The 22036-nt window shown below is 69.3% G+C and carries 23 protein-coding genes; 13 read left to right on the forward strand and 10 right to left on the reverse strand.

Annotated elements, in window-relative coordinates; translation table 11 throughout:
- Positions 1-24 precede the first annotated feature (24 nt).
- Positions 25-489: a dUTP diphosphatase gene (gene dut / locus ADBZ6K_RS21040; RefSeq protein WP_526350291.1), complete on the forward strand. Its 465-nt coding sequence runs from the start codon at positions 25-27 to the stop codon at positions 487-489.
- Positions 486-1274 carry a DUF3710 domain-containing protein gene (locus ADBZ6K_RS21045; protein WP_526350293.1) on the forward strand — a complete coding sequence of 263 codons (789 nt, stop codon included), beginning with the start codon at positions 486-488 and terminating at the stop codon, positions 1272-1274. The genes dut and ADBZ6K_RS21045 overlap by 4 nt, the downstream gene beginning before the upstream one ends.
- 9 nt (positions 1275-1283) lie before the next feature.
- Here the strand turns inward: ADBZ6K_RS21045 and ADBZ6K_RS21050 are convergent, their stop codons facing one another.
- Positions 1284-2012, reverse strand: coding sequence for an alpha/beta fold hydrolase (locus ADBZ6K_RS21050; protein WP_526350295.1), 729 nt, complete (start codon positions 2010-2012; stop codon positions 1284-1286).
- A 172-nt stretch (positions 2013-2184) separates the two neighbouring features.
- Between ADBZ6K_RS21050 and ADBZ6K_RS21055 the strand changes: the two genes are divergently transcribed.
- Positions 2185-2556, forward strand: a complete 372-nt coding sequence (locus ADBZ6K_RS21055; protein ID WP_526350297.1) for an OB-fold nucleic acid binding domain-containing protein — start codon at positions 2185-2187, stop codon at positions 2554-2556.
- Entirely contained in the window at positions 2553-3227 is a 675-nt protein-coding gene (locus ADBZ6K_RS21060; protein ID WP_526350299.1) for a DUF3159 domain-containing protein, read from the forward strand. Before ADBZ6K_RS21055 ends, ADBZ6K_RS21060 begins: the two co-directional genes overlap by 4 nt.
- Positions 3228-3303: 76 nt before the next feature.
- Here ADBZ6K_RS21060 and ADBZ6K_RS21065 read toward each other — a convergent pair whose 3' ends face one another.
- Complete coding sequence (locus tag ADBZ6K_RS21065) at positions 3304-3972, reverse strand: potassium channel family protein (RefSeq protein WP_526350301.1); 669 nt, start codon at positions 3970-3972, stop codon at positions 3304-3306.
- A gap of 11 nt (positions 3973-3983) precedes the next feature.
- Positions 3984-4652: a potassium channel family protein gene (locus ADBZ6K_RS21070; RefSeq protein ID WP_526350303.1), complete on the reverse strand. Its 669-nt coding sequence runs from the start codon at positions 4650-4652 to the stop codon at positions 3984-3986.
- Positions 4653-4749: 97 nt separating this feature from the next.
- On the opposite strand from ADBZ6K_RS21070, the gene ADBZ6K_RS21075 reads away from it, so the two are divergent.
- The 5 genes from ADBZ6K_RS21075 to dxs all read left to right on the forward strand — a co-directional run bounded on the left by ADBZ6K_RS21075 (position 4750) and on the right by dxs (position 11821).
- The gene (locus tag ADBZ6K_RS21075; protein WP_526350305.1) at positions 4750-6747 is read left to right on the forward strand and encodes an amino acid permease; all 1998 of its coding nucleotides are present in this window, start codon (positions 4750-4752) and stop codon (positions 6745-6747) included.
- A gap of 71 nt (positions 6748-6818) precedes the next feature.
- A complete protein-coding gene (locus ADBZ6K_RS21080) occupies positions 6819-8000 on the forward strand; it encodes a class I SAM-dependent RNA methyltransferase (RefSeq protein ID WP_526350385.1) in 1182 nt (393 codons plus the stop codon).
- Entirely contained in the window at positions 7997-8431 is a 435-nt protein-coding gene (locus ADBZ6K_RS21085) for a hypothetical protein (RefSeq protein WP_526350307.1), read from the forward strand. The genes ADBZ6K_RS21080 and ADBZ6K_RS21085 overlap by 4 nt, the downstream gene beginning before the upstream one ends.
- 119 nt (positions 8432-8550) lie before the next feature.
- Positions 8551-9867, forward strand: a complete 1317-nt coding sequence (gene nhaA, locus ADBZ6K_RS21090) for a Na+/H+ antiporter NhaA (protein WP_526350309.1) — start codon at positions 8551-8553, stop codon at positions 9865-9867.
- A gap of 28 nt (positions 9868-9895) precedes the next feature.
- Positions 9896-11821: a 1-deoxy-D-xylulose-5-phosphate synthase gene (gene dxs, locus ADBZ6K_RS21095; protein WP_526350311.1), complete on the forward strand. Its 1926-nt coding sequence runs from the start codon at positions 9896-9898 to the stop codon at positions 11819-11821.
- A 27-nt stretch (positions 11822-11848) separates the two neighbouring features.
- On the opposite strand, the gene ADBZ6K_RS21100 is transcribed toward dxs, so the two are convergent.
- Positions 11849-13129, reverse strand: coding sequence for an HRDC domain-containing protein (locus ADBZ6K_RS21100; protein WP_526350313.1), 1281 nt, complete (start codon positions 13127-13129; stop codon positions 11849-11851).
- A 1-nt stretch (position 13130) separates the two neighbouring features.
- Positions 13131-13667 (reverse strand): DUF3000 family protein, encoded by a 537-nt coding sequence (locus ADBZ6K_RS21105; RefSeq protein WP_526350388.1) that lies wholly within the window; start codon positions 13665-13667, stop codon positions 13131-13133.
- Between the two features lie 321 nt (positions 13668-13988).
- Here ADBZ6K_RS21105 and hemE point away from each other — a divergent pair, with 321 nt between their 5' ends.
- From hemE to hemQ, 3 genes are read left to right on the forward strand one after another with little or no spacing between them, the layout of a single operon-like run.
- Positions 13989-15050, forward strand: a complete 1062-nt coding sequence (gene hemE, locus ADBZ6K_RS21110; protein ID WP_526350315.1) for a uroporphyrinogen decarboxylase — start codon at positions 13989-13991, stop codon at positions 15048-15050.
- Positions 15047-16411, forward strand: a complete 1365-nt coding sequence (locus tag ADBZ6K_RS21115) for a protoporphyrinogen oxidase (protein WP_526350317.1) — start codon at positions 15047-15049, stop codon at positions 16409-16411. The genes hemE and ADBZ6K_RS21115 overlap by 4 nt, the downstream gene beginning before the upstream one ends.
- A gap of 52 nt (positions 16412-16463) precedes the next feature.
- On the forward strand, positions 16464-17156 hold the full coding sequence (hemQ, locus tag ADBZ6K_RS21120) for a hydrogen peroxide-dependent heme synthase (RefSeq protein WP_526350319.1): 693 nt from the start codon (positions 16464-16466) through the stop codon (positions 17154-17156).
- Positions 17157-17346: 190 nt separating this feature from the next.
- Here hemQ and msrB read toward each other — a convergent pair whose 3' ends face one another.
- Complete coding sequence (gene msrB, locus ADBZ6K_RS21125; protein ID WP_526350321.1) at positions 17347-17763, reverse strand: peptide-methionine (R)-S-oxide reductase MsrB; 417 nt, start codon at positions 17761-17763, stop codon at positions 17347-17349.
- Positions 17764-17820: 57 nt separating this feature from the next.
- Here msrB and ADBZ6K_RS21130 point away from each other — a divergent pair, with 57 nt between their 5' ends.
- Positions 17821-18078 carry a hypothetical protein gene (locus ADBZ6K_RS21130; RefSeq protein WP_526350323.1) on the forward strand — a complete coding sequence of 86 codons (258 nt, stop codon included), beginning with the start codon at positions 17821-17823 and terminating at the stop codon, positions 18076-18078.
- Between the two features lie 98 nt (positions 18079-18176).
- Here the strand turns inward: ADBZ6K_RS21130 and ADBZ6K_RS21135 are convergent, their stop codons facing one another.
- The 4 genes from ADBZ6K_RS21135 to ADBZ6K_RS21150 all read right to left on the reverse strand — a co-directional run bounded on the left by ADBZ6K_RS21135 (position 18177) and on the right by ADBZ6K_RS21150 (position 22018).
- On the reverse strand, positions 18177-19379 hold the full coding sequence (locus ADBZ6K_RS21135; protein WP_526350390.1) for a glycosyltransferase 87 family protein: 1203 nt from the start codon (positions 19377-19379) through the stop codon (positions 18177-18179).
- Positions 19380-19612: 233 nt separating this feature from the next.
- On the reverse strand, positions 19613-19951 hold the full coding sequence (locus ADBZ6K_RS21140; protein WP_526350325.1) for an alpha/beta hydrolase: 339 nt from the start codon (positions 19949-19951) through the stop codon (positions 19613-19615).
- Between the two features lie 32 nt (positions 19952-19983).
- Positions 19984-21168, reverse strand: coding sequence for an alpha/beta fold hydrolase (locus ADBZ6K_RS21145; RefSeq protein WP_526350327.1), 1185 nt, complete (start codon positions 21166-21168; stop codon positions 19984-19986).
- 55 nt (positions 21169-21223) lie between these two features.
- Positions 21224-22018: a pyrimidine reductase family protein gene (locus ADBZ6K_RS21150; RefSeq protein ID WP_526350329.1), complete on the reverse strand. Its 795-nt coding sequence runs from the start codon at positions 22016-22018 to the stop codon at positions 21224-21226.
- Between the last annotated feature and the right edge of the window lie 18 nt (positions 22019-22036).

The following is a 22036-nucleotide window of genomic DNA, read 5'->3' on the forward strand; positions in this document are numbered from 1 at the left end:
CGGCTCAGAGTAATCTGTGACGTCGTGTCCACCTCTCTGGCGGTCGTGCGTCTGGACCGCGACCTGCCCATGCCTACCCGGGCCCACGACGGCGATGCGGGTGTCGACCTGTTCGCCGCCGAGGGCGTCGAGCTGGCGCCGGGCCGGCGCGCCCTTGTGCCGACCGGTGTCGCGGTGGCGATCCCGTACGGGATGGTCGGGCTCGTCCATCCGCGCTCGGGTTTGGCTTCGCGCGTAGGACTTTCGATCGTCAACAGCCCGGGCACGGTCGATGCCGGCTACCGCGGGGAGATCAAGGTGGCGCTGATCAACCTCGACCCGGACACACCCATCGTCGTCCACCGCGGTGACCGAATCGCGCAGCTGCTGGTGCAGCGGGTGGAGCTGCCCGAATTGGTCGAGGTGACCTCGTTCGACGAGGCAGGTCTGGCTGACACTTCCCGTGGCGACGGCGGCCACGGTTCCTCTGGCGGACATGCGAGTTTGTGATGGCATTCGGAAGACGTAAACGCAGCGACGGCGGCGATGACAGCGATCCCGGCACCGTCGGTGGGCCGGTCGAGGCCGTGGACGACGCCGTGAACCAAGCGGTGGATGACGACGCGGCTGATGGCCCCTTCGACATCGACGATTTCGACGATCCGTCGGTGGCCGCGCAGGGCCGTCTCGACCTGGGGTCGGTACTCATCCCGATGCCCGAGGCCGGTCAGGTGCAGGTCGAACTGAATCAGGGCGGGGTGCCGAGCTCCGTGTGGGTGGTGACCACCAACGGCCGCTTCACGATCGCGGCGTATGCGGCACCCAAATCCACCGGCCTGTGGCGCGACGTCGCAAGTGAGCTCGCCGACTCCCTGCGCAAGGATTCGGCGAACGTCCGCATCCAGGACGGCCCGTGGGGGCGTGAGGTCATCGGCAGCGCGCCTGGCGCCGACCAGGCCGGATCGACGGCGGGCGTCGTGCGCTTCATCGGCGTCGACGGCTACCGGTGGATGGTCCGCTGCGTGGTCAACGGTGTGGGCGACAGCATCGACGCGCTGGCGGCCGAAGCCCGAAACGCCTTGGCCGACACCGTCGTTCGCCGTGGTGACACGCCGCTGCCGGTGCGCACTCCGCTGCCGGTGCAGCTGCCGGAACCGATGGCCGCACAGCTGCGCGCGGCCGCCGCCGCTCAGGTCGCGGCGCAGCAGGCAGGGCAGCAGCCACCGCAACCGGCCGCCCGTCGCAGCGCGCAGGGATCGGCAATGCAGCAGCTGCGCACGATCACCGGCGGCTAGAGGAGCCGTTCAGCGCGCCCGCAGCGCCCGCGCCGGGTCGTCCGCCTCCCACAGCGCTCCGACGCACGCCGCGCCCAGTGCGGAGGGATCGGCGCCGATCTCGTCGAGAGTCACGGTGCGCAGGGCCGCACGCGGTGCGGCCGACACCCACTCCGCGCCCACCTCGACCGGATGGATCGGATCGTCCGTCGCGGCGGCGACCCCCATCGGCACGGTGAGGCCCTCCAACTGACCGCAGGTCGGGGCGACGTAGGCTGCCGCGGCTTCCATCGCTTCGGGCAGTGACGGCCACTGCGCGACCCAGGACCGGGTCAGCTCCTCGGCCAGCCACGCCGGGCTGCCCGCGCGCATCTGGGACGTCGCCGACACCAGGCCGTCGCGCCGCAGCAGGTGTGCGGACTGCCGGGCTGCCAGGGCCGCGGGCGCGGTTTCCGGCGAGCCGGTCCACGGCGGCAGCGCGGCCAGGACGGCGACGACATGCCCGGGATGGGCCAGTGCCCACGTGACGGCGATAGCGGCGCCGAGGGACACGCCGCCGACGGCGATCACGTCGTGCGATCCCGCGCGGTCCAGCGCCTCCCGGTAGCCGTCTATGAGCCGGTGCGGCTCCGGCGGCGGGGTGACCACCACCGCGCCGACGTCGTGCAACGCCGGGGAAAAGGCCCGGTAGACGTAGTCGTCGTCGGACCCGGTGCCGGCCAGCAGCACCGTCGTGACGCCACGCAGATTGACCGCCATCACATGATCGTGCCCCGTCCGTCAACTGCGCGCTCAGGCGCCTCCCCGGTCGGGCCCCCCATGACCGCGTGCGGCACCTGCGCGCCCCGCGTGGCGTACGGGAACCAACAGGTCTACCGTGGCGTTTGGTTGTGTGGATCCATGGTGGATCCGCGGAAGGTCAGGAGAGACCATGGCTACGGCCGAAGGGTATCTGCGCCGGCTTACCCGGCGCCTGACGGAGGACCCTGAGCAACGCGATGTCGAAGAGCTCAGTGACGAAGCCGCCAACACCGGCGCTCAGAAGGCAATCGACTGCCAGCGGGGCCAGGAAGTGACGATGGTCGGCACCCTGCGCAGCGTCGAGGCGAACGCCAAAGGTTGCGCGGGCGGTGTGCGCGCCGAACTGTTCGACGGCACCGACACCGTGCTGCTGGTCTGGTTGGGCCAGCGCCGCATCCCGGGTATCGAATCCGGCCGCACGCTTCGGGTGCACGGGCGGCTCGGCCTGCTGGACAACGGCACGAAGGCGATCTACAACCCGCACTACGAGATTCAGAAGTGAGTCAGCCCGGAACCGACCGGGGAAAGCCCACCTCCGCGCACGCCCTGCTCGAGCAGATGGGTGGTTTCAGCGGCCTGATCTACTCCTCGCTGCCCGTCGTCGTATTCGTCCCCGTGTCGTCGGCCTACGGCCTGATGCCGGCGATCGTCGCGGCGCTGGCAGTGGCGCTCCTGATCCTGGTCTGGCGCCTCGTTCGCCGCGAGTCGACGCAGCCTGCGATCTCCGGCTTCATCGGCGTGGGCATCTGCGCGCTGATCGCCTACCTCATGGGCGAATCGAAGGGGTATTTCCTTCTCGGCATCTGGATGTCGCTGGTCTGGGCGTCGGTATTCGGCCTGTCGGTGCTCATCCGCAGGCCGGTGGTCGGCTACCTGTGGGGTTGGGTCAACGGCCATGACCGGGGCTGGCGCCAGGTGCGCCGCGCCGTGGTGGCCTTCGACGTCGCCACCATCACCTGGGTGTTGGTCTTCGCGTCGCGGTTCGTCGTCCAGCACCACCTCTACGACGCCGACCAGACCGGCTGGCTCGGCGTGGCAAGGATTTCGATGGGCTGGCCGCTGACCGCCGTCGCGGCCTTGGTGACCTACCTGGCGATCCGGGCGGCTCAGCGGGCGATGCACGCGCACGGCACCGCGGCGCCCGCTGCAGCGGCTGACGCGCGCACGGACTGACCTCGCCACGGACCCGCCGTTCCAGGCGCGATCGCTTCGGGCGCCGTGGGTTTCGCGACCGCGCCGAGCCGTGCGCTCAGCGCGGCTTGGGGTGCAGTAGTAGTGCCTGTAACTCGTCCTCGGACTCGGAGACGGCGACGAAGAGCAACTCGTCGCCGCCTTCGAGCGGTTCGTCGCTCTCGGGCACGATCACCCGGGGTCCGCGCAGAATCGTCACCAGGGTGGTGTCGCGCGGCAATTCGAGCCGCTTGACCGGTTTGCCGCCCCACGGGGTGTCGTCGGGCAGCGTGATCTCGACGAGGTTGGCCTGTCCGGTGCGGAACTCCATCAGCCGCACCAGATCACCGACCGCGACGGCCTCCTCCACCAGAGACGCCAGCATCCTGGGCGTCGATACGGCGACGTCGACGCCCCAGTTCTCGTCGAAAAGCCACTCATTGCGAGGGTCGTTCACCCTGGCAACCACCCGCGGCACCGCGAACTCCGTCTTGGCGAGCAGGCTCAACACCACGTTGACCTTGTCGTCACCGGTGGCCGCGATCACCACGTCGAACGTCTCCAGCTGCACCGATTCCAGCACCGTCAGCTCACAGGCGTCGCCGAGGATCCAGCGAGCGGCCGGGATCGAGTCCTCGTCGATATGGTCGGGACTGCGCTCCAGCAGGGTGATGTCGTGACCGTTCTCGACCAGCTCCCTGGCGATGGACGTGCCGACGGCGCCGGCCCCGGCGATTGTGACCTTCACCTGTCCGGCTCCTAATCCTCGTCCTCGCTGGGGGGCAGCGCGGCGATGGCAAGCGCTTCTGCGATGCGGCCCGCGACCGCGGCGACGTAGACCTGGTCACCGGCCTGAATCATGGTTTTCGCGTCGGGCAGCAGCCCCCCGCCGAACCGGATGATGAAAGCCACCCTGGCCCGGGTGGCCGATTCGAGTGCGGTGATCCGGCGGCCCACCCATTCCTCGTGCAGCGCCAGTTCGGCCACGCCGACGTTGCCCGACGGGTCGCGCCATTTGGTGGTTTGGGTTTCCCGGGTCAGGACGTTGAGCAGCCGGTCGGTCGTCCACGGGACGGTGGCCACCGTGGGAATGCCCAGCCGCTCGTAGACCGCGGCGCGTTTGGCGTCGTAGATGCGCGCGACGACCCGCTCCACCCCGAAGTTCTCGCGTGCCACCCGCGCGGAGATGATGTTGGAGTTGTCGCCGGAGGACACCGCGGCAAACGCGCCCGCCTCCTCGATACCCGCGCGCAGCAGGACGTCGCGGTCGAACCCCATACCCACAACACGATCGCCGGTGAAACCCTGGCTCAGCCGGTGAAACGCCGTCCTGTCGCGGTCGACGACGGCGACTTCGTGGCCGATGCGCGCCAGGCTGTCCGCCAGCGACGCGCCCACCCGTCCGCAACCCATCACCACTACCCGCACTTGACGGTCCTTTCCGGCTGCGACCCACAAGTATGTGTGCAACCCTGCGCACTCCGAACGCTACAGCCAAACGTTCCTGGGCTTACCCTTGGCTCTCGTGTCCAAGCTTTCGACCGCTGCGCGCCGGTTGCTCATCGGCCGTCCCTTCCGCAGCGACAAGCTGTCCCACACACTGTTGCCGAAACGGATCGCGCTGCCGGTCTTTGCCTCGGACGCGTTGTCGTCGGTCGCCTACGCTCCCGAGGAGATCTTTCTGGTCCTCTCGGTCGCCGGGCTGAGCGCATATTCCATGGCGCCGTGGATCGGTGTCGCCGTCGGCCTGGTGATGCTCGTGGTGATCGCGAGCTACCGCCAGAACGTGCATGCCTACCCTTCCGGCGGTGGGGACTACGAGGTCGTCACCACCAACCTGGGGCCAACCGCGGGGCTGACGGTGGCAAGTGCACTGCTGGTCGATTACGTGCTGACAGTCGCGGTCTCGATGGCATCGGCCATGTCCAACATCGGTTCGGCGGTCCCGTTCATCGCCCAGCACAAGGTGTTGTTCGCGGTCGCGGCCATCCTGCTGCTGGCCTCGCTGAACCTGCGCGGAATCCGTGAGTCGGGCACCGCTTTCGCGATCCCGACGTACGCCTTCATGGTCGGCATGTACATCATGCTGGGCTGGGGGCTGTTCCAGATCTACGTGCTCGATGTGCCGCTGCGTGCCGAGTCGGCGGGGTTCGACATGCACTCCGAACACGGCGACATCATGGGGTTCGCGCTGGTGTTCCTGGTGGCACGGGCGTTTTCGTCGGGCTGTGCCGCGCTCACCGGTGTCGAGGCGATCAGCAATGGTGTGCCCGCGTTCCAGAAGCCCAAGTCTCGCAACGCCGCAACAACCCTGGCACTGTTGGGCGCGATCGCGGTCAGCCTGTTCATGGGCATCATCATCCTGGCCAAGGAGACCGGCGCAAAGGTCGCCGAGCGGCCTGAGGAGCAGCTCATCGGCGCACCTCCCGGATACCACCAGAAGACACTGATCGCGCAGCTGGCCGACGCCGTCTTCCACGACTTCCCACTGGGCCTGTTCCTCATCACCGGCGTCACCGCCCTGATCCTGGTGCTGGCGGCCAACACCGCCTTCAACGGCTTCCCCGTGCTGGGATCGATTCTGGCCCAAGACCGGTACCTGCCACGCCAACTGCACACCCGCGGTGACCGGCTGGCGTTCTCCAACGGGATCCTGTTCCTGGCCTTCGCCGCCATCGCGTTCATCGTCGCGTTCCAGGCCGAGGTCACCGCGCTCATCCAGCTCTACATCGTCGGGGTGTTCGTCTCGTTCACGCTCAGTCAGATCGGCATGGTGCGACACTGGAACCGGTTGCTGCGCATCGAAACCGACGGCGCGGCCCGCCGCACGATGATGCGCGCCAGAGTGATCAACACCGTCGGCTTCATCTGCACCGGGGCGGTGCTGCTGGTGGTGGTGGTCACCAAGTTCCTGGCCGGGGCATGGATCGCCATCATCGCGATGGCCAGCCTGTTCATCATCATGAAGCTGATCCACAAGCACTACGACGCCGTGGCGCGCGAACTCGAAGCGCAACAGGCCGAACAAGTCGACGTCGTGCTGCCGAGTCGCAACCACGCGGTGGTGCTGGTCTCCAAACTGCACTTGCCAACCCAGCGTGCGCTGGCCTACGCGCGCGCCACCCGGCCGGACACCCTGGAGGCCATCACCGTCAACGTCGACGACGCCGAAACCCGTGCGCTCGTCCACAAATGGCAAGACAGCGACATCACGGTGCCGCTCAAGGTGATCGCGTCGCCGTATCGCGAGATCACCCGGCCGGTACTCGATTACGTCAAGCGGATCAGCAAGGAGTCACCGCGCACCGTCGTCACCGTGTTCATCCCCGAATACGTGGTGGGGCACTGGTGGGAGCAGGTGTTGCACAACCAAAGTGCGCTGCGGCTGAAGGGTCGATTGCTGTTCATGCCCAACGTGATGGTGACATCCGTTCCGTGGCAACTGAATTCGTCGGAGCGGGTAAAGCTCACGCGAACCCCGGGCAGTGCGCCCGGTGACACCCGCAGGGGAATCCTGGAGTGAGCGACGAAGGACGTGCGTCACGAGTACCCGGTGAGGAAACCGAGGAGCCCCAACCGCTGCCCACCGACCTGATGATAACGGTCGGCCCGCCCGCCAACGGGGGGCGCTGCGTGGCCCGCCACGACGGCCGGGTGGTGTTCGTCCGGTACGCGCTGCCCGGGGAGACGGTCAGGGTGAGGGTGGTCAGCGATCACGGATCGTATTGGCACGCCGACGTGGTCGAGGTCGTCGAGCCGTCGCCCGACCGCATCGACTCGCTGTGCCCGATCGCGGGCGTGGACGGCGCGGGCTGCTGCGATCTGGCGTTCGCCGACCCCGCCGCCGCCCGGCGGATCAAGGGCACCGTCGTGGCCAATCAGCTGTCACGGCTCGGCGGCTTCGACTGGCGCGAACCCGACGCCGCGGTCGCCGATCCCGTGGGCGCGTCCGGGTCCACCGGCTGGCGCACCCGGGTTCGACTGGATACCTCGGGTGAGGGCCGGGCCGGATTCCACCGCTATCACAGCTCCGAGCTGATCGAGAATCTGGCCTGCGGGCAACTGCCGCCGGGCATGCTCGACGGTCTGGCGGATTGGGTGTGGCCACCGGGGTCGCATCTGCATGTGGCAGTCGACGATGACGATGTGCGCCATGTGGTTCAGTCTGGCCCGTTCAAGGGCGGGCGGCATTCGACGAAGGTCGTCGAGGGAAACTACGAGGCCGTCCAGCGGGTGGGCGAGCGCACGTGGAAGGTACCCGTGACGGCGTTCTGGCAGGCGCATCGCGATGCGCCCGAACTGTACAGCGCGCTGGTGCGGGATTTGGCGCAGCTGGACCCGGGAATGACGGCATGGGACCTCTACGGCGGCGCAGGCGTCTTCGCCGCCGCGCTGGCCGGCGCCGTGGGGGACCGCGGCCGCGTCGTCACCGTGGACACCTCACGCGGCGCCTCCCGCTCGGCGCGAACGGCGCTGGCCGACCTGGGCGGTGTCTCGGTGGTGACCGACTCGGTCCGTCGTGCGCTGTGCCAGCAGCGTGGGCGTGCCGACGTGGCGGTGCTCGACCCGCCCCGGTCGGGGGCGGGCAAAGAGGTGATCGACCTGCTGGCCGCGGCCGCGGTGCCGAGAGTGGTCCACATCGGTTGTGAGGCAGCGTCGTTCGCCCGCGACATCGGCCTATATCGGTCGCACGGCTACGCGGTCGAGGGGCTGCAGGTATTCGACGCGTTCCCGCTGACCCATCACGTGGAATGCGTTGCCGTCCTGACCCGATGACCGCGCGCTACGCCATCCTTCTCCTGCCGATGCTGTGGGTCGGCATGGTGGCTGGCATCTCGTTCCTGGAGGCTCCGCTCAAGTTCCGCGCACCTGGGGTGAGCACGGTGATCGGCCTGGGCATCGGCCGGCTGGTGTTCCGGGCGGTCAACGCCGTCGAGGTCGTCTTGCTGGCGGTGTTGGTGGCGGCCTTCCTGCTGGCCCGGCCGGGTGGTGCGGCCGCGGCGCTGCTCGCCGCCGTCGCGGCGGTGCTGATCGGTCAACTCGCCGTGGTCAGGCCCGCGCTGAGCCGCCGCGCGGATCGGGTGCTCGCCGGCGAGCGGCTCCCGCGTTCGCGGGCTCACGTCGCCTACGTCGCGCTGGAAGTGGCCAAAGTGGTGCTCCTCGTGGCGTTGTCGATCGTGCTGGTGGGTGCGGCGCTCGGGGACTGACAACGGAGGCGCCGGGTGGTGTCTTCGCGTGGTGGCCGGGGCGGGTGGCTGCTAGCTTTGGTTCCGGTGTGCCGGGAAGTCTGGTCGGCGATCGATCCATTCTGACTTGGGAGCACACGATGACCGATGGCGAGGACCACGGGCGACTGCTGACCCGCGGCTCCTGGCGGGAAGCGCAGCGACTCGCCGGAATCCTGCGGCAGGAGACCGTCGGCGGCGTGCTGTTGCTCATCGCCGCCGCAGCCGCCCTCGTGTGGGCCAATTCCCCGTGGTCGAGCGCGTATCGCTCGATCTCCGAGTTCACCGTCGGCCCCGCGTCGCTGCACCTGGACCTGTCCATCGCGGCATGGGCCGCTGACGGCCTGCTGGCCATCTTCTTCTTCGTGGTGGGTCTGGAGCTCAAACGCGAGTTCGTCGCCGGAGACCTGCGCGACCCGGCGCGCGCGGCGCTGCCGATCGCCGCCGCGGTCGGCGGCATGATCGTGCCCGCCGTCATCTACCTGACGATCAACCTGGCCACGGGCCACCCAGAGAACCTGGACGGCTGGGCGGTGCCCATCGCGACGGATATCGCTTTCGCGCTGGCCGTGCTGGCGGTGCTGTCCACCCACCTACCGACCGCACTGCGCACGTTCCTGCTCACCCTGGCCGTGGTCGACGACCTGCTGGCGATCACCGTCATCGCCGTGTTCTACACCGACCACCTGGCGCTGGGGCCGCTTGCGCTGGCGCTGATCCCCGGCGTGCTGTTCGCCATCGGGGTGCAGCGCGGCCTGCGCAGCGGGTGGATCCTGGTGCCGCTGGCCGTGGTCACCTGGGCGCTGGTGCACGCCAGCGGGGTGCACGCCACCGTCGCCGGAGTTCTGCTGGGGTTCACCGTTCCGGTACTGAGCAAGCCCACGAGCGCGGGCGGGCGTGCTGATCCGACCTCGATGGCCGAGGAATTCGAGCATCGTCTGCGCCCGCTGTCGGCGGGCTTGGCGGTCCCGGTGTTCGCGTTCTTCGCTGCAGGGGTGACGGTCGGCGGATGGTCCGGGCTGGGTGAGTCGCTGCTGCGTCCGGTCACCATCGGGGTAATGGCGGGTCTGGTCATCGGCAAACCCGTCGGCGTGCTGCTGACGACCTTCCTGCTGGCCAGGTTCACCCAGGCGCGCCTGGACAAGGACCTGGCATGGTGGGACGTGCTCGGGGTGTCGGCGCTGGCAGGCATCGGGTTCACGGTGTCGCTGCTGATCGGTGAACTGGCCTTCGGCTACGGCACGGTGGAGGGCGCCGAGGTGAAGATCGGGGTGCTGTGCGGATCCGTAATCGCAGGTCTGCTGGCTGCGGTGGTGCTGGTCAGCCGCAACAAGGTGTACCGCCGCATCGAAGCGCGCGAGAGGGTGGATACCGACCACGACGGCATACCAGACATCTATGAGTCTGATCGCGACTGATGGCCGGTTCCGTGCGTACACTGTCGGAATGCTTGAACAGATCCGCGGTCCCGCTGATCTGCAGCACCTGTCTCAGTCGCAGCTAACTGATCTGGCCGCCGAGATCCGTCAGTTCCTGATCCACAAGGTGGCTGCAACCGGAGGGCATCTCGGCCCCAATCTGGGTGTCGTGGAAGTGACGCTCGCGCTGCACCGGGTGTTCGACTCTCCGCACGACCCGATCATCTTCGACACCGGCCACCAGGCGTATGTGCACAAGATGCTCACCGGCCGATGCCACGACTTCGACACGCTGCGGATGAAAGGCGGTCTGTCGGGCTATCCTTCGCGCTCCGAGAGCGAGCACGACTGGGTGGAATCCAGCCATGCCAGCGCGGCGCTGTCCTACGCGGACGGCCTTGCCAAGGCCTTCGAGCTGACCGGCCATCGCAACCGGCACGTGGTGGCCGTGGTCGGCGACGGTGCGCTGACGGGCGGGATGTGCTGGGAGGCGTTGAACAACATCGCCGCCGCCGGCAGGCCGGTGGTCATCGTCGTCAACGACAACGGCCGCAGCTACGCCCCCACGATCGGGGGCTTCGCCGACCACCTCGCGGCCCTGCGCCTGCAGCCCGGCTACGAGAAAGTGCTGGAAGAGGGCCGCAAGGCGGTCCGTGGGCTGCCCATCATCGGCGAGTTCTGCTATCAGTGCATGCACAGCATCAAGGCGGGCATCAAAGACGCGCTCGCCCCCCAGGAGATGTTCACCGACCTCGGGCTGAAGTACGTCGGGCCCATCGACGGACACGACGAGCATGCGGTCGAACTCGCACTGCGCAACGCGCGCGGCTACAACGCGCCGGTCATCGTGCACGTCGTCACCCGCAAGGGGATGGGTTACGCCCCCGCGGAGAACGACCAAGCCGAGCAGATGCATTCCACCGGGGTCATCGACCCGACCACCGGGCTGGCGACCAAGGCGTCCGCCCCCGGCTGGACAGGGGCGTTTTCCAAGGCCTTGATCAGGCAGGCGGTGCGTCGGCGCGACGTGGTGGCAATCACCGCCGCGATGCCTGGCCCGACCGGCCTGAGCGCCTTCCGTGAACGGTTCCCGGACCGGTTCTTCGACGTCGGCATCGCCGAGCAGCACGCGATGACATCGGCGGCCGGGTTGGCGATGGGTGGTCTGCACCCCGTGGTGGCGATCTACTCCACCTTCCTCAACCGGGCGTTCGACCAGATCATGATGGACGTCGCGCTGCACAAGCTGCCGGTGACGATCGTGCTCGACCGCTCAGGGGTGACGGGTCCCGACGGGGCCAGCCACAACGGCATGTGGGACCTGTCGATGCTCGGCATTGTGCCGGGCATGCGGGTGGCGGCCCCGCGGGACGGCGCCCGGCTGCGTGAGGAGCTCTCCGAGGCCCTGGACATCGACGACGGCCCGACCGCGATCCGGTTCCCCAAAGGCGATGTGGGTGAAGACATCCCGGCCATCGAGCGCCGCGACGGCGTCGATGTCCTCGCTGTTCCCGACGCCGGGTTCGGCGATGACGTGCTGCTGGTTGCCGTCGGGCCGTTCGCATCGATGGCACTGGCCGCTGCGGCCCGGCTGCGCAACCAGGGCATCGGGGTCACGGTGGTCGATCCCCGCTGGGTGCTGCCGGCGCCCGACGCGATCATCGACTTGGCCCGCGGGCACAAGCTGGTGGTCACCGTCGAGGACAACGGTGTGCACGGAGGTGTCGGATCGTCGGTGTCGGCCGCGTTGCGCCGCGCCGACGTCGACGTGCCGTGCCGAGACGTCGGACTGCCGCAGGAGTTTTTCGCCCAGGCGTCGCGTGCCGAGGTGCTGACTGCCGTGGGGCTGACGGACGGCAACATCGCCCGTCAGATCACCGGCTGGATCGCCGCTCAGGGCGCAGACATCACCAGCGGCGAGGAGCCCACCGAGATCAGCGAGCAGCTGGACTGATCTCGGCCGGGAGGCCGATGAGGGGCGTTAAGGGGCGGGGCCCAGTGCCGCGGTGAGCACCGGTACGACGAGTTCGCGCTGCCAGTGCCGTGCTCCGGCGCGCACCAGAAAGTCCTCGATCGCGGCGGCGGTGGCTTCGGCGCTGTCCAGCGGCTGCCAGTCCCAGCACAGCCTGCGCACTGTATCGGGGCTCAACAGATTCTCGGTGGGCACCGAAAACCGTTGTGACAGATCGGCTATGCCGGTGCGGGCCGCCTCGAGCCGGGCCGCGGCCTCGGGCTTGCGCCTGGGCCAGCGGGCCGCGGGGGGTGGGCCGTTCGATGGCTCCTGCACGTCGGGAGGGGATGGGTCGCGGCGCGCGCGGTCGAGCGCGTCGAGCCAGATCTGGGCGCTGCGCCGCTGCCGGGAGCCACCGAAAATCGGTAGTGCGGATAGCTTTTCGACGGTGTCCGGGTCCGCCATAGCGGCGTTGATGATCGCCGAGTCGGGCAAGATTCGGCCCGGTGCGATGTCTCGCCTGCGGGCGATGTGGTCGCGGGTGATCCACAACTCCCGCACTGCGGCGATCGCGCGGGCAGTGCGCACCTTGTGGATCCCGGAGGTGCGCCGCCACCGGTCGCGTCGGGTCGGCGGGCCGACAAACGTCCGTAGTTGCTCGAATTCCTCTGCTGCCCAATCGGATTTGCGCTGTTCGCGGAGTACGGCTGCGATCGCCGTGCGCAGATCCAGCAGCACTTCGACGTCCAGTGCGGCGTAGTTCAGCCAGTCGTCGGGTAGCGGACGCTTCGACCAGTCGGCCGCGCCGTGACCCTTCATCAACTGCAGGTCGAGCAGGCGCTGCACCATGGCCGCCAGGTTCACCCGCTCGAAGCCTGCGAGCCGGCCCGCCAGTTCGGTGTCGTAGAGCCGCGGCGGTGTCATGCCGATCTCGGCCAGGCACGGCAGGTCCTGGTCGGCCGCGTGCAGCACCCACTCGTCGGTGCCGAGCACGTGTGCCACCGGCTGCATCGTGGTGATCGGGTCGGCGCCGTGGTTGACCGGGTCGATCAGCACCGTGCCCGCCCCTGCCCTGCGGATCTGCACCAGGTAGGCGCGATTGGAGTAACGGAATCCGGACGCGCGTTCGGCGTCGACGGCGAACGGTCCGTGACCGGAGGCCAGAAGGTCTGCCGCACTGGCGATTTCGCGTGGGGTGACGCACACCGGCGGTACGCCGTCGGTCGGCGTCAGAAGCGGCGTGGCGGTGGACTGGACCGGTTCGGTGTCCTCGGGACGTGGCTCTGATGCCGGTGTTGACGCCTGGGTCATCTCACGCGCGGGTGCGGGCGGCCAGATCGGTCACCCCGGTCGGCGGAAGGCCGGCCGCGTGTTCGAGTACCTCGCAGAAGGCCTCCACGTGCGGGCCGAGCTCCAGCGTCGTCGCGGTCCACGACGCCCGCAGTTCCAGCTGATGCGCGCGCGGGGGCCCGGAGATGTCGCCGTAGCGCACCGACGTGGTGGCGGTGACGGTGCCACCGAGGGCGGTCATGTGTTCGGCGCGCGACTCCAGCGCATCGACCAGCCAGCTCCACGCCACCTCGGGCAGCAGCGGGTCGACGGCCTCGGTGGAGTCCAGGTCGGCCTGGATGTAGGCGACCAGACGCATCGTGCCGTCCCAGGCCTCGGCGCCCTCGGGGTCGTGCAGGAGGATCAGTCGCCCGAACGCGTCGCCCTCGGACCGCTCGGGAACGATGGCGGTCTCGGGATGCCGGACTTCCGCGCCCAGGGCATAGCTGTACGGTGCCAGCCGCTGCGGCGGCCGGATCGGGCCGAGCTCGATTTCCGGCCGAACGGTGGTGGCGTTCATCGCCGCCACCGCCGCACGGAACTGAGCCGGTTCGGCGGATGTCACATCGCTTGACGCTAGACCATCTGCGCTGGCCTGTGCGCAGGCGCGCCGATTGTACCGTGACCGACCCGGGTCCGGTGTTCTCGCCACTGTGGACACGCGTTAGCTGTGGCCATGGTTCCTCTATCTAGTGACCTGATGGATGGGCCTGTTGACTTTCATGCAAGGGTTGCCGAGGTGGGTGTGCACCGGTGGACCGGGCGGGCGGCCGTTGGCGTCCACGGCGGCCGGTCACGGCCCGAAAGCCCGAGGCACACGCCCGTGGCACCATGGGAGCCGATGAATACCCGTCGCGAGCTGCCCGAGTCGCCCTATCTGGCCGCCGCGGGCGGCCGCACACCCGACCGGGTGCCCGTGTGGTTCATGCGGCAGGCGGGGCGCTCATTGCCCGAGTACCGCGCGCTGCGCGCCCAGCACCGCATGCTGCAGGCATGTTTCGACCCCGAACTGGTCTGCGAGATCACGTTGCAGCCGGTGCGCAGGCATGGCGTCGACGCGGCCATCCTGTTCTCCGACATCGTGGTGCCACTGCGGGCGGCCGGCATCGAGCTGGACATCGTGCCCGACGTCGGTCCGGTCATCGAGCATCCGGTTCGCACACTCGCCGACGCCCGCGCGCTGCCAAAGCTGCAACTGCAGCAGGTCGCCCCGATCGGTGAAGCGGTATCGCTGCTGGTCTCAGAGCTGGGGGAGGTCCCCCTGATCGGTTTCGCGGGGGCGCCGTTCACGCTGGCGTCCTACCTGGTCGAGGGCGGGCCCAGCCGCCACCACGAGCGCACCAAAGCGATGATGCTCGGCGAGCCCGACACGTGGCACGCCCTCATGACCGCGCTGACCGACGTGACGATCGGGTTCCTCCAGACGCAGGTGGATGCCGGGGTCGACGCGATCCAGCTGTTCGATTCGTGGGCGGGCACCCTGTCCCTGGCCGACTACCGCGCCTACGTGTTGCCGCACAGCAGCCGTGTCTTTGCGGCGCTGGCTCCCGCGAACGTCCCGATGACACACTTCGGGGTCGGTACCGCGGAGTTGCTGGGAGCGATGGCCGACGCCGTCAGCGCCGGTGGCCCCGCGGTCGTCGGGGTGGATTGGCGCACCTCCCTGACCGACGCCGCCGCGCGTGTCAAACCCGGCGTGGCCCTGCAGGGCAACCTGGACCCCGTGGTGCTGCTGACGGAGTGGCCGGTGGTGGAGCGCGCGGTCCGCGCGGTCGTGGAGGACGGCAGGCGCGCCGTGGGCGCCGGGGCTGCGGGCCACGTGTTCAACCTGGGGCACGGGGTGTTGCCGCCCACGGATCCCGGGCTGATCACCGACGTCGTCGCGCTGGTGCACTCGTTGTGAGACCAACGTATTGTGTTGTGGGCGGCGGCATTTCGGGACTGGTCGCGGCGTATCGGCTGCGGGTGGCCGCGGGACCGGGTGCGTCCATCACGTTGTTCGATCCGGCCGACCGGCTCGGCGGTGTGCTGCGCACAGAGCGCGTCGCCGGCCAGCCCCTCGACATCGGGGCCGAGGCCTTCGTCGCGCGCCGTCCCGAGGTGCCCGCACTGCTCGCCGAACTCGGGTTGGCACACCGGCAGATCGGCACCACCGGTGCGCGTCCGCTCATCTACAGCGAACGCAGGCTGCATCCGATGCCGCAGGGCACCCTCAACGGGATCCCGGCGCAGGCCTGTTCGCTGGCGGGGCTGGTCGACGACGCCACGATCGCATGGATGATCGACGAACGCACCCGGCCGCTGCGGTGGCGCGCGGGCGCAGACCCCACGGTCGCGGAGCTGATCGGCGAGCGGTTCGGCAGCCAGGTCGTCGCACGCTCGGTTGATCCGTTGCTCGCAGGCGTCTACGCGGGCTCGGCGTCGACGATCGGGCTGCGCTCGGCCGCGCCCGCGCTGGCGGCGGTGCTCGACGGCGGGGCGCGCAATCTGACCGACGCCGTGCGGGAGGCGCTGGCGGGGCTCGCACCGCCCGCGCACGGATCGGTGTTCGGCGCCGTCGACGGTGGCTACACGGTGTTGCTCGACGAGCTGCGCCGCCGGGCCGGGTTCCGGTGGGCGCAAGTGGCGGTGGAACGCATCGACGGCACCCCGCAGGGCTGGCAGCTGGTCGACGACGAGGGCACCCGGTGGTCGGCCGACGCGGTCGTCGTCGCCGTCCCGGCGCCTCGGCTGGCCCGGCTGGTCGAGCAGGTCGCGCCGCGCACCGCCGCGGCCGCCCGCCGCATCGAGGTGGCGTCGGCCGCGGTGGTTGCGCTCGCTTTGCCGGGGGGTACACCGCTTCCGCAACAGTCCGGGGTGCTGGTCGCCGCAGGGGAGCCGCTCCACGCCAAGGCGATGACGCTGTCGTCACGCAAGTGGGGCAGGCGCGGCAACGTCGAGCTGGTGCGGTTGTCGTTCGGCAGATTCGGTGACGACCTGGCCCGCAGCGCCGGTGACGACGAGCTGTTGTCGTGGGCGTCGCGGGATCTGACGTCGGTGTTCGGGATCTCCGTCGACCCGGTGGACAGCCGGGTGCACCGCTGGATCGACGCGATGCCGCAGTATGGGCCCGGCCACGGCCAGCTCATCGCCGAGCTGCGGGAGGGTCTGCCCGCGAACCTGGCCGTCGCCGGGGGCTACCTGGACGGGATCGGCGTGCCCGCGTGCGTTGCGTCGGCGACACGGGCGGTGGCGTCGCTGACCGTCGCCGCGGCGAGCCGTTAGGCGTCGCGCCCGCGCGGTCGGGGCGCCGGACGCGGCGTGGCACGATGGGGCCATGGCCAAGCTCGACTTCGAAGCCCTCAACTCGATGACCCGGTACATGATGATCTCGGTGTTCGCCGTGCATCCCGGCGAGCTGGATGAGGACCGGACCGAGGTCGTCGACCAGACGGCGACGTTCCTCAAGCAGGTGGAGGATCGCGGTGTCGTGGTCCGTGGCCTCTACGACGTCGCCGGGATGCGGGCCGACGCCGACTTCATGATCTGGACGCACGCCGAGCGGGTCGAGGATCTCCAGGCGACCTATGCCGAGTTCCGGCGGACGCCGCTCGGACGGGTCAGCGACCCGGTGTGGAGTGCCGTGGCGCTGCACCGTCCCGCCGAGTTCAACAAGAGCCACATCCCGGCGTTCATCGCCGGCGAACCCGCCGGCGACTACGTGTGCGTCTATCCGTTCGTGCGGTCGTTGGAGTGGTACCTACTGCCCGACGACGAGCGACGCAAGATGCTGGTCGAGCACGGCATGGCGGGGCGTGACTATCCCGACGTGCGCGCCAACACCGTGCCCGCCTTCGCGCTCGGCGACTACGAGTGGATCCTGGCGTTCGAAGGTCCAGATCTGGCCCGCATCGTCGAGCTGATGTGGAAGCTGCGCTACACCGAGGCGCGCCGCCACGCCCGCGAGGAGACCCCGTTCTTCACCGGCCCCCGCATCGCGGTCGAAGAGCTGGTCGCCCGGCTGCCCTGAGCCCCTGCGCATCGCCCCCTGTTCATCGCGATTTCTGCGCCATGGTCGTCGCTGCCCGCCTCGCAACGACCCTGTCGCAGAAATCGGCGGATCAGCGGCGAGGGTCGGCAGGCCGCTGCCCTGGCGCGCGGCGGTTCTGGGTCCGGAGGCGGGTGTGCGCGGGTTGCGCGACTGACGAAGCGTCGCCCGTCTACTGCGCCCCGGGCGCCAGCCGCAGCGAGATCGAGTTGATGCAGTACCGCTGATCGGTCGGCGTCGGATAGCCCTCGCCGGAGAACACGTGGCCCAGGTGGCTGTGGCAATTGGCGCACAGCACCTCGACGCGCCGCATGCCCAGTGACTCGTCGGACCGCAGGATCACCGCGTCGGAATCGGCCGGATCGAAGAACGACGGCCAGCCGCAATGGGATTCGAACTTCTCGCTGCTGCGGAACAACTCGGCGCCGCACGCGCGGCACTCGTAGACGCCCTCGGTCTTGGTGTCGGTGTACTCGCCGGTGAACGGGCGCTCGGTGCCTGCCCGCCGCAGTACGGCGAACTCCTCCGGGCTGAGCTTCTCGCGCCACTGGTCGTCGGTGAGCGCCACGTGCGGACTCGGCAGGGTCATGGATCCACGTTAACGCTTCCGGCGCCGGCGCGGCCGGTCGATCCCTAACGTCGAGAGATGCCCGAACGGACACTGCGCGACCGAGTCGTCGAACACGAGAGCCCCGAGACCGACGTGGCCAGAGGTCGGGCGCTTCGTAAGACCACGCCGCGCCAGTTCCTGGCCCGGCTGGTTCCCGCCGCACGCAATGCCACCGAGATCCTGGTGGCCCAGAACGAGACCCGGCTCGCGGAGCGGGTGCCGCTTCCTCATCGGGCCGGAGGGATCCCCGCTCATCCTGCAGATCAACGAGGCCTGTCGCTCGGTCCTCGATGAGTACGGCGACCGCTGGCAGTCGCAGGGCCTGGTCGATGCCGTCGACGCCGCAGGAAGCGGCGCGAGGTGGCCGAATCACCCGCCCGGCGATTTGACGATCAGCGCGCGGGGTCGAACTGCGGGGTGTTCGGCGATTTGGTGTGCATCCATGGCGGGTCGATGCCCTCATCGAGCCGGCCGTCGGCCTTGGCGTCCAGATACCGGAAGGACAGCACGCAGGCGACCACCACGATCATCAGCGACCAGCCGTAGGTGATCTTCATATACTCCAGGAACCGTCCCGTGGTCGGCCAGTGCCACATCAGCCAGCGGTCCATGGTCATGAATCCGTATACCGCCAGCCAGGCCACCCAGCTGCGGATCACCGAGTTCGGCAGCACGACCGTCATCAGGAACGGGAACAGCATCATCGAGTAGTAGGCCTGCCCCAGCGACAACACCAGGAACGACGTGATGAGCAGCACGCCCGAGGACGTGAGCATCCAGAACAGCGGATCGCGGGTGCGGTAGTAGCGGTACAGCAGCCACAGCGACAGCACCGCCAGCCCGGCGAAGACGATCCGCAGCAGCAGGATCAGCCACATCGGCAGGCCGTAGTAGAGGCCGTTGCCCAGAATCGAGCTGTTGAAGTAGTCGCGGGTTTCGAAGATGTAGGGCACGGTCCGGTGCACGAAGTTCCCCGGGTCGACGACCAGGGGCAGCGCGGCCAGGTTGAACACCAGCGGCACCGCGAACGCCGTCACCAGCGCCCGCCACTGACGGTTGAGCAGCGGCAGCAGCAGCAGCGGCACCAGCGACGGCTTGATCACCAGCGTCAGCCCGATGGCCGCGCCCGCCAGCCATTCCCGGTTGACTCGTGGACGATTTGCTCCTCGCGTCCGCTCAGGTTGATCTGCTCCTCGCGTCCGCTCAGGTTGATCTGCTCCTCGCGTCCGCTCAGGCCCATTTGCTCCTCGCGTCCGCTTGCCGTCGAGCAGCCACCGGAAGAACAGCACCTCCAACAGCAGCATGCAGCCGTTGATGTTGGTGAACACCAGCGTGTTGGTCACCGACTCGGTGCAGAACATGGCCAGCAGCAGCGCCGGGGCGGCCACCGAGCTCAGCGTGAAGTTGAACAACCGCAGCAGCAGATACGCCGCGGCGATGATGGCCACCGTGTTGAGGACGATGAACCAGTTGCGCGACGCTTCCTCGGGCACGTAGGCGAATGGGGCCAGCAGTAGGGTGCCGCCCGGGGGATAGAGGTAGTGCGGGTCGACGTAGGAGAAGTTCTCGTCGTACACCGGCAGACCGAGCTTCATCCGCACCACGGCGCGGTACACGGGGGCGAAATCGTTGGTGATGTAGCCGTTCGTGGCGAGTACGTAGCTGCGGTGGATGACGGACAGGATCGCCACCGGCCATAGCGCTGCACGCACCACGGATGCCGTGCTCGGGGGAGCGGTGCGCGGCCCGAACGCGTTCAGGATCCCGCCCCGAATGGAGTCAACTGCCGCCACGAGCGCACCGTACACTGCCCGCCGGTACCCGCCGGTCAGGCGGGGCAGTACGTGTCGGTGTCCGGAAGCTTGCCGGTGTCGAGGTAGCCGATGACCGGCGGCAGTGCGCAGGGCGAGAAGATGCTGGCGCCGTGCCCGATGCCCTGCCACATCACCCGCTTGTTGGCGGCGCCCGCGTTGATGACCGTGGCCGCGACCGCCGCGACACCCTCGTTGCCGACAATCGGGTCGTTCTGTACGCCGAGGAGCAGCACCGGGATCGGCAGGTTCTTGGGGTCCTTCGCCGCCGACCCGCTCGGCCAGTTCAGGCATTGCACCAGGTCCAGCGCGCCGACCGCACCGAACTGCGGGTAGAGCTTGCCCCAGGCCACCACCAGTTCCCTGACCCGGTCGGGCGTGGGCCGGTTCAGGGCGTCGCTGCATCCGTTGACGAACTGGCCGTCGGTCTGCCGCAGGGTGTCGGCTTGGCCGATGAGGTCGGTGATCGGGTTGGCGTTGCCGTCGCGCGCGGCCGCGAGCGCGGCGGCCAGGTCGTTGGTGGCGCTGACGCGGTCGCCGCGCGGGAACGCCAGTGCGGTGGCGATCGCGTCGGCGAGGGCCGCCACCGACGCCCCGCCGGGGCCGCGGCCCGCGCGCGCGTCCGCGAACAGCGCGTCGATCGCCGTGCGGCGAAAGCATCCAGCGCGCCCTGCTGGCCCTTGATCCGCTGCTCGGCGGCGGCTTCGGCGGCGATCCCCAGCGGCAGTGGGGAGTCCAGCACCAGCCTGGCCACCTTGTTCGGGTGCGAACCGGCGTAAGCCAGCGCGACCTGCGCGCCGTTGCCCACGCCCAGCAGTGCCAACCTGGGCACGTCCCAGGTGCTGCGCAACCGCTCGAGGTCCTCGGCGGCGCGTCCGTTGTCGTATGCCGAGTCGCCGGGCGCGATGGTGTCGGTGCAGCTCGTCGTCGCCGCCATCGTGACCTCGCCGAGGTTGGCCACCCGGTCGTCGCCCGATTGGAACTGCGCCTGGTCGATCATCTCCTGGCGGTCGTAGTAGTCGCGACAGTCCAGCGCTCCGGACAGTCCGATCCCACGGCGGTCGACGGCGACGATGGGATGGGTGTCGAGTACGTCGGCGCCCGAGCGCGACAGCCACACCGGCAATTGCACCGAGGACGGCAGATCGGTTCCGGTGGTCAGCACCACCGGTCCGGCGTCGGCAGGCGTCCGGGCCGAGGTGGCGCGCACGACGCCGATACTGACCGTTCCGCTGGCGCCGTTGATGGGGTCGAGGTCGGCGTCGTAGCTTGCGCAGTCCAGCTTCACACCGGGTACGGGCGGCTCATTCGCTTCGTCGAACAGGCGGGACGTGCAGTCCCGCCAGGCCAGGTCGTTCTTGGGCACCGCGACGGCCGGCGGCCCGGCGGGTGTGTCGGTCGGTTCGGGTTCACCCTGCGGGCCCGCGCCGGTATCGGTGGCGTAGCGCGGATTGGCAGCCAGGCCGGGTGCGCATGCCGCCAGCAAAGCCACCACGGCCACCGCGGACGCGAGGAGCGATAGGACTCCCGCGGACACGCTCTTGGCCAAGAGAGGCTGACGACGCCGACGCATGCAGACCACAGTAGCGATCCCGCAGCGGTGTTCCCGGCCAGCCGGTCCGGGCCGGTCAGTCCGCCCGGACGTAGCGGATGTATCGGGTGTATAGGTAGCCCTCGTCGTCGGTCAGCACGTGGCTGCGCCGCATCCGGGTGCGGACGGCGCCGACGCCGGCGGCGATGCGCTGGGCGCTACCGCCGACCAGCAGGGGCGCCACCGTCACGCACAGCTCGTCGAGCAGGTCGCCGTCGATCAGCGATCCGAGCAGGTGCGGGCCACCCTCGACGAGAACCCGGGTGAGGTGGCGTGCGGCCAGGATCTGCAGCACCCTGGCGGGGTCCACGTCGGCGGGATCGGCGCCGGAGGCGTCGATGACCTCGGCTGAGGCGCCGAGCCGGTGGCGGGCGTCGGCGGCCGAGCGGGTGCAGGTCATGATCAGCGGCCGGACCACGGTGCGGTTGAACACCTTGGCGTTCGGGTCGAGCCCGGCGGATCGGGTGACGACGGCGATCGGCGGAACCTCGGCCTGGCCGCGGCGCTGCCGGGCCTGCCGTTGGGCGATGGACGGTTGGGCTCCGGAGTAGTTCTCGATGCGGACGGTGCCTGCGCCGACGAGGATGACGTCCGCGGCGTTGCGCATCTGCGCGAATACCGTGCGGTCGCCCGGTCCGGCAAGGCCGCCGGATTTGCCGTCGTCGGTGGCGCCGCCGTCGAGAGTGGTGATCATGTTGCCTCGGACCCAGCAGGTCGCTAGACCTTCGGGGTAGGAATACAACCCTTCGAGCGCGTCGTCGTCGGCCGCGTCCATCGGCGCCCCGGCCGGCCCCAACATTGTGAGGTGTGTCCCAGCGGTGGTATCGGGCATGAGCACGATTGCAACACG

The sequence above is a fragment of the Mycobacterium sp. genome, assembly GCF_044223235.1.
GTDB lineage: Bacteria > Actinomycetota > Actinomycetes > Mycobacteriales > Mycobacteriaceae > Mycobacterium.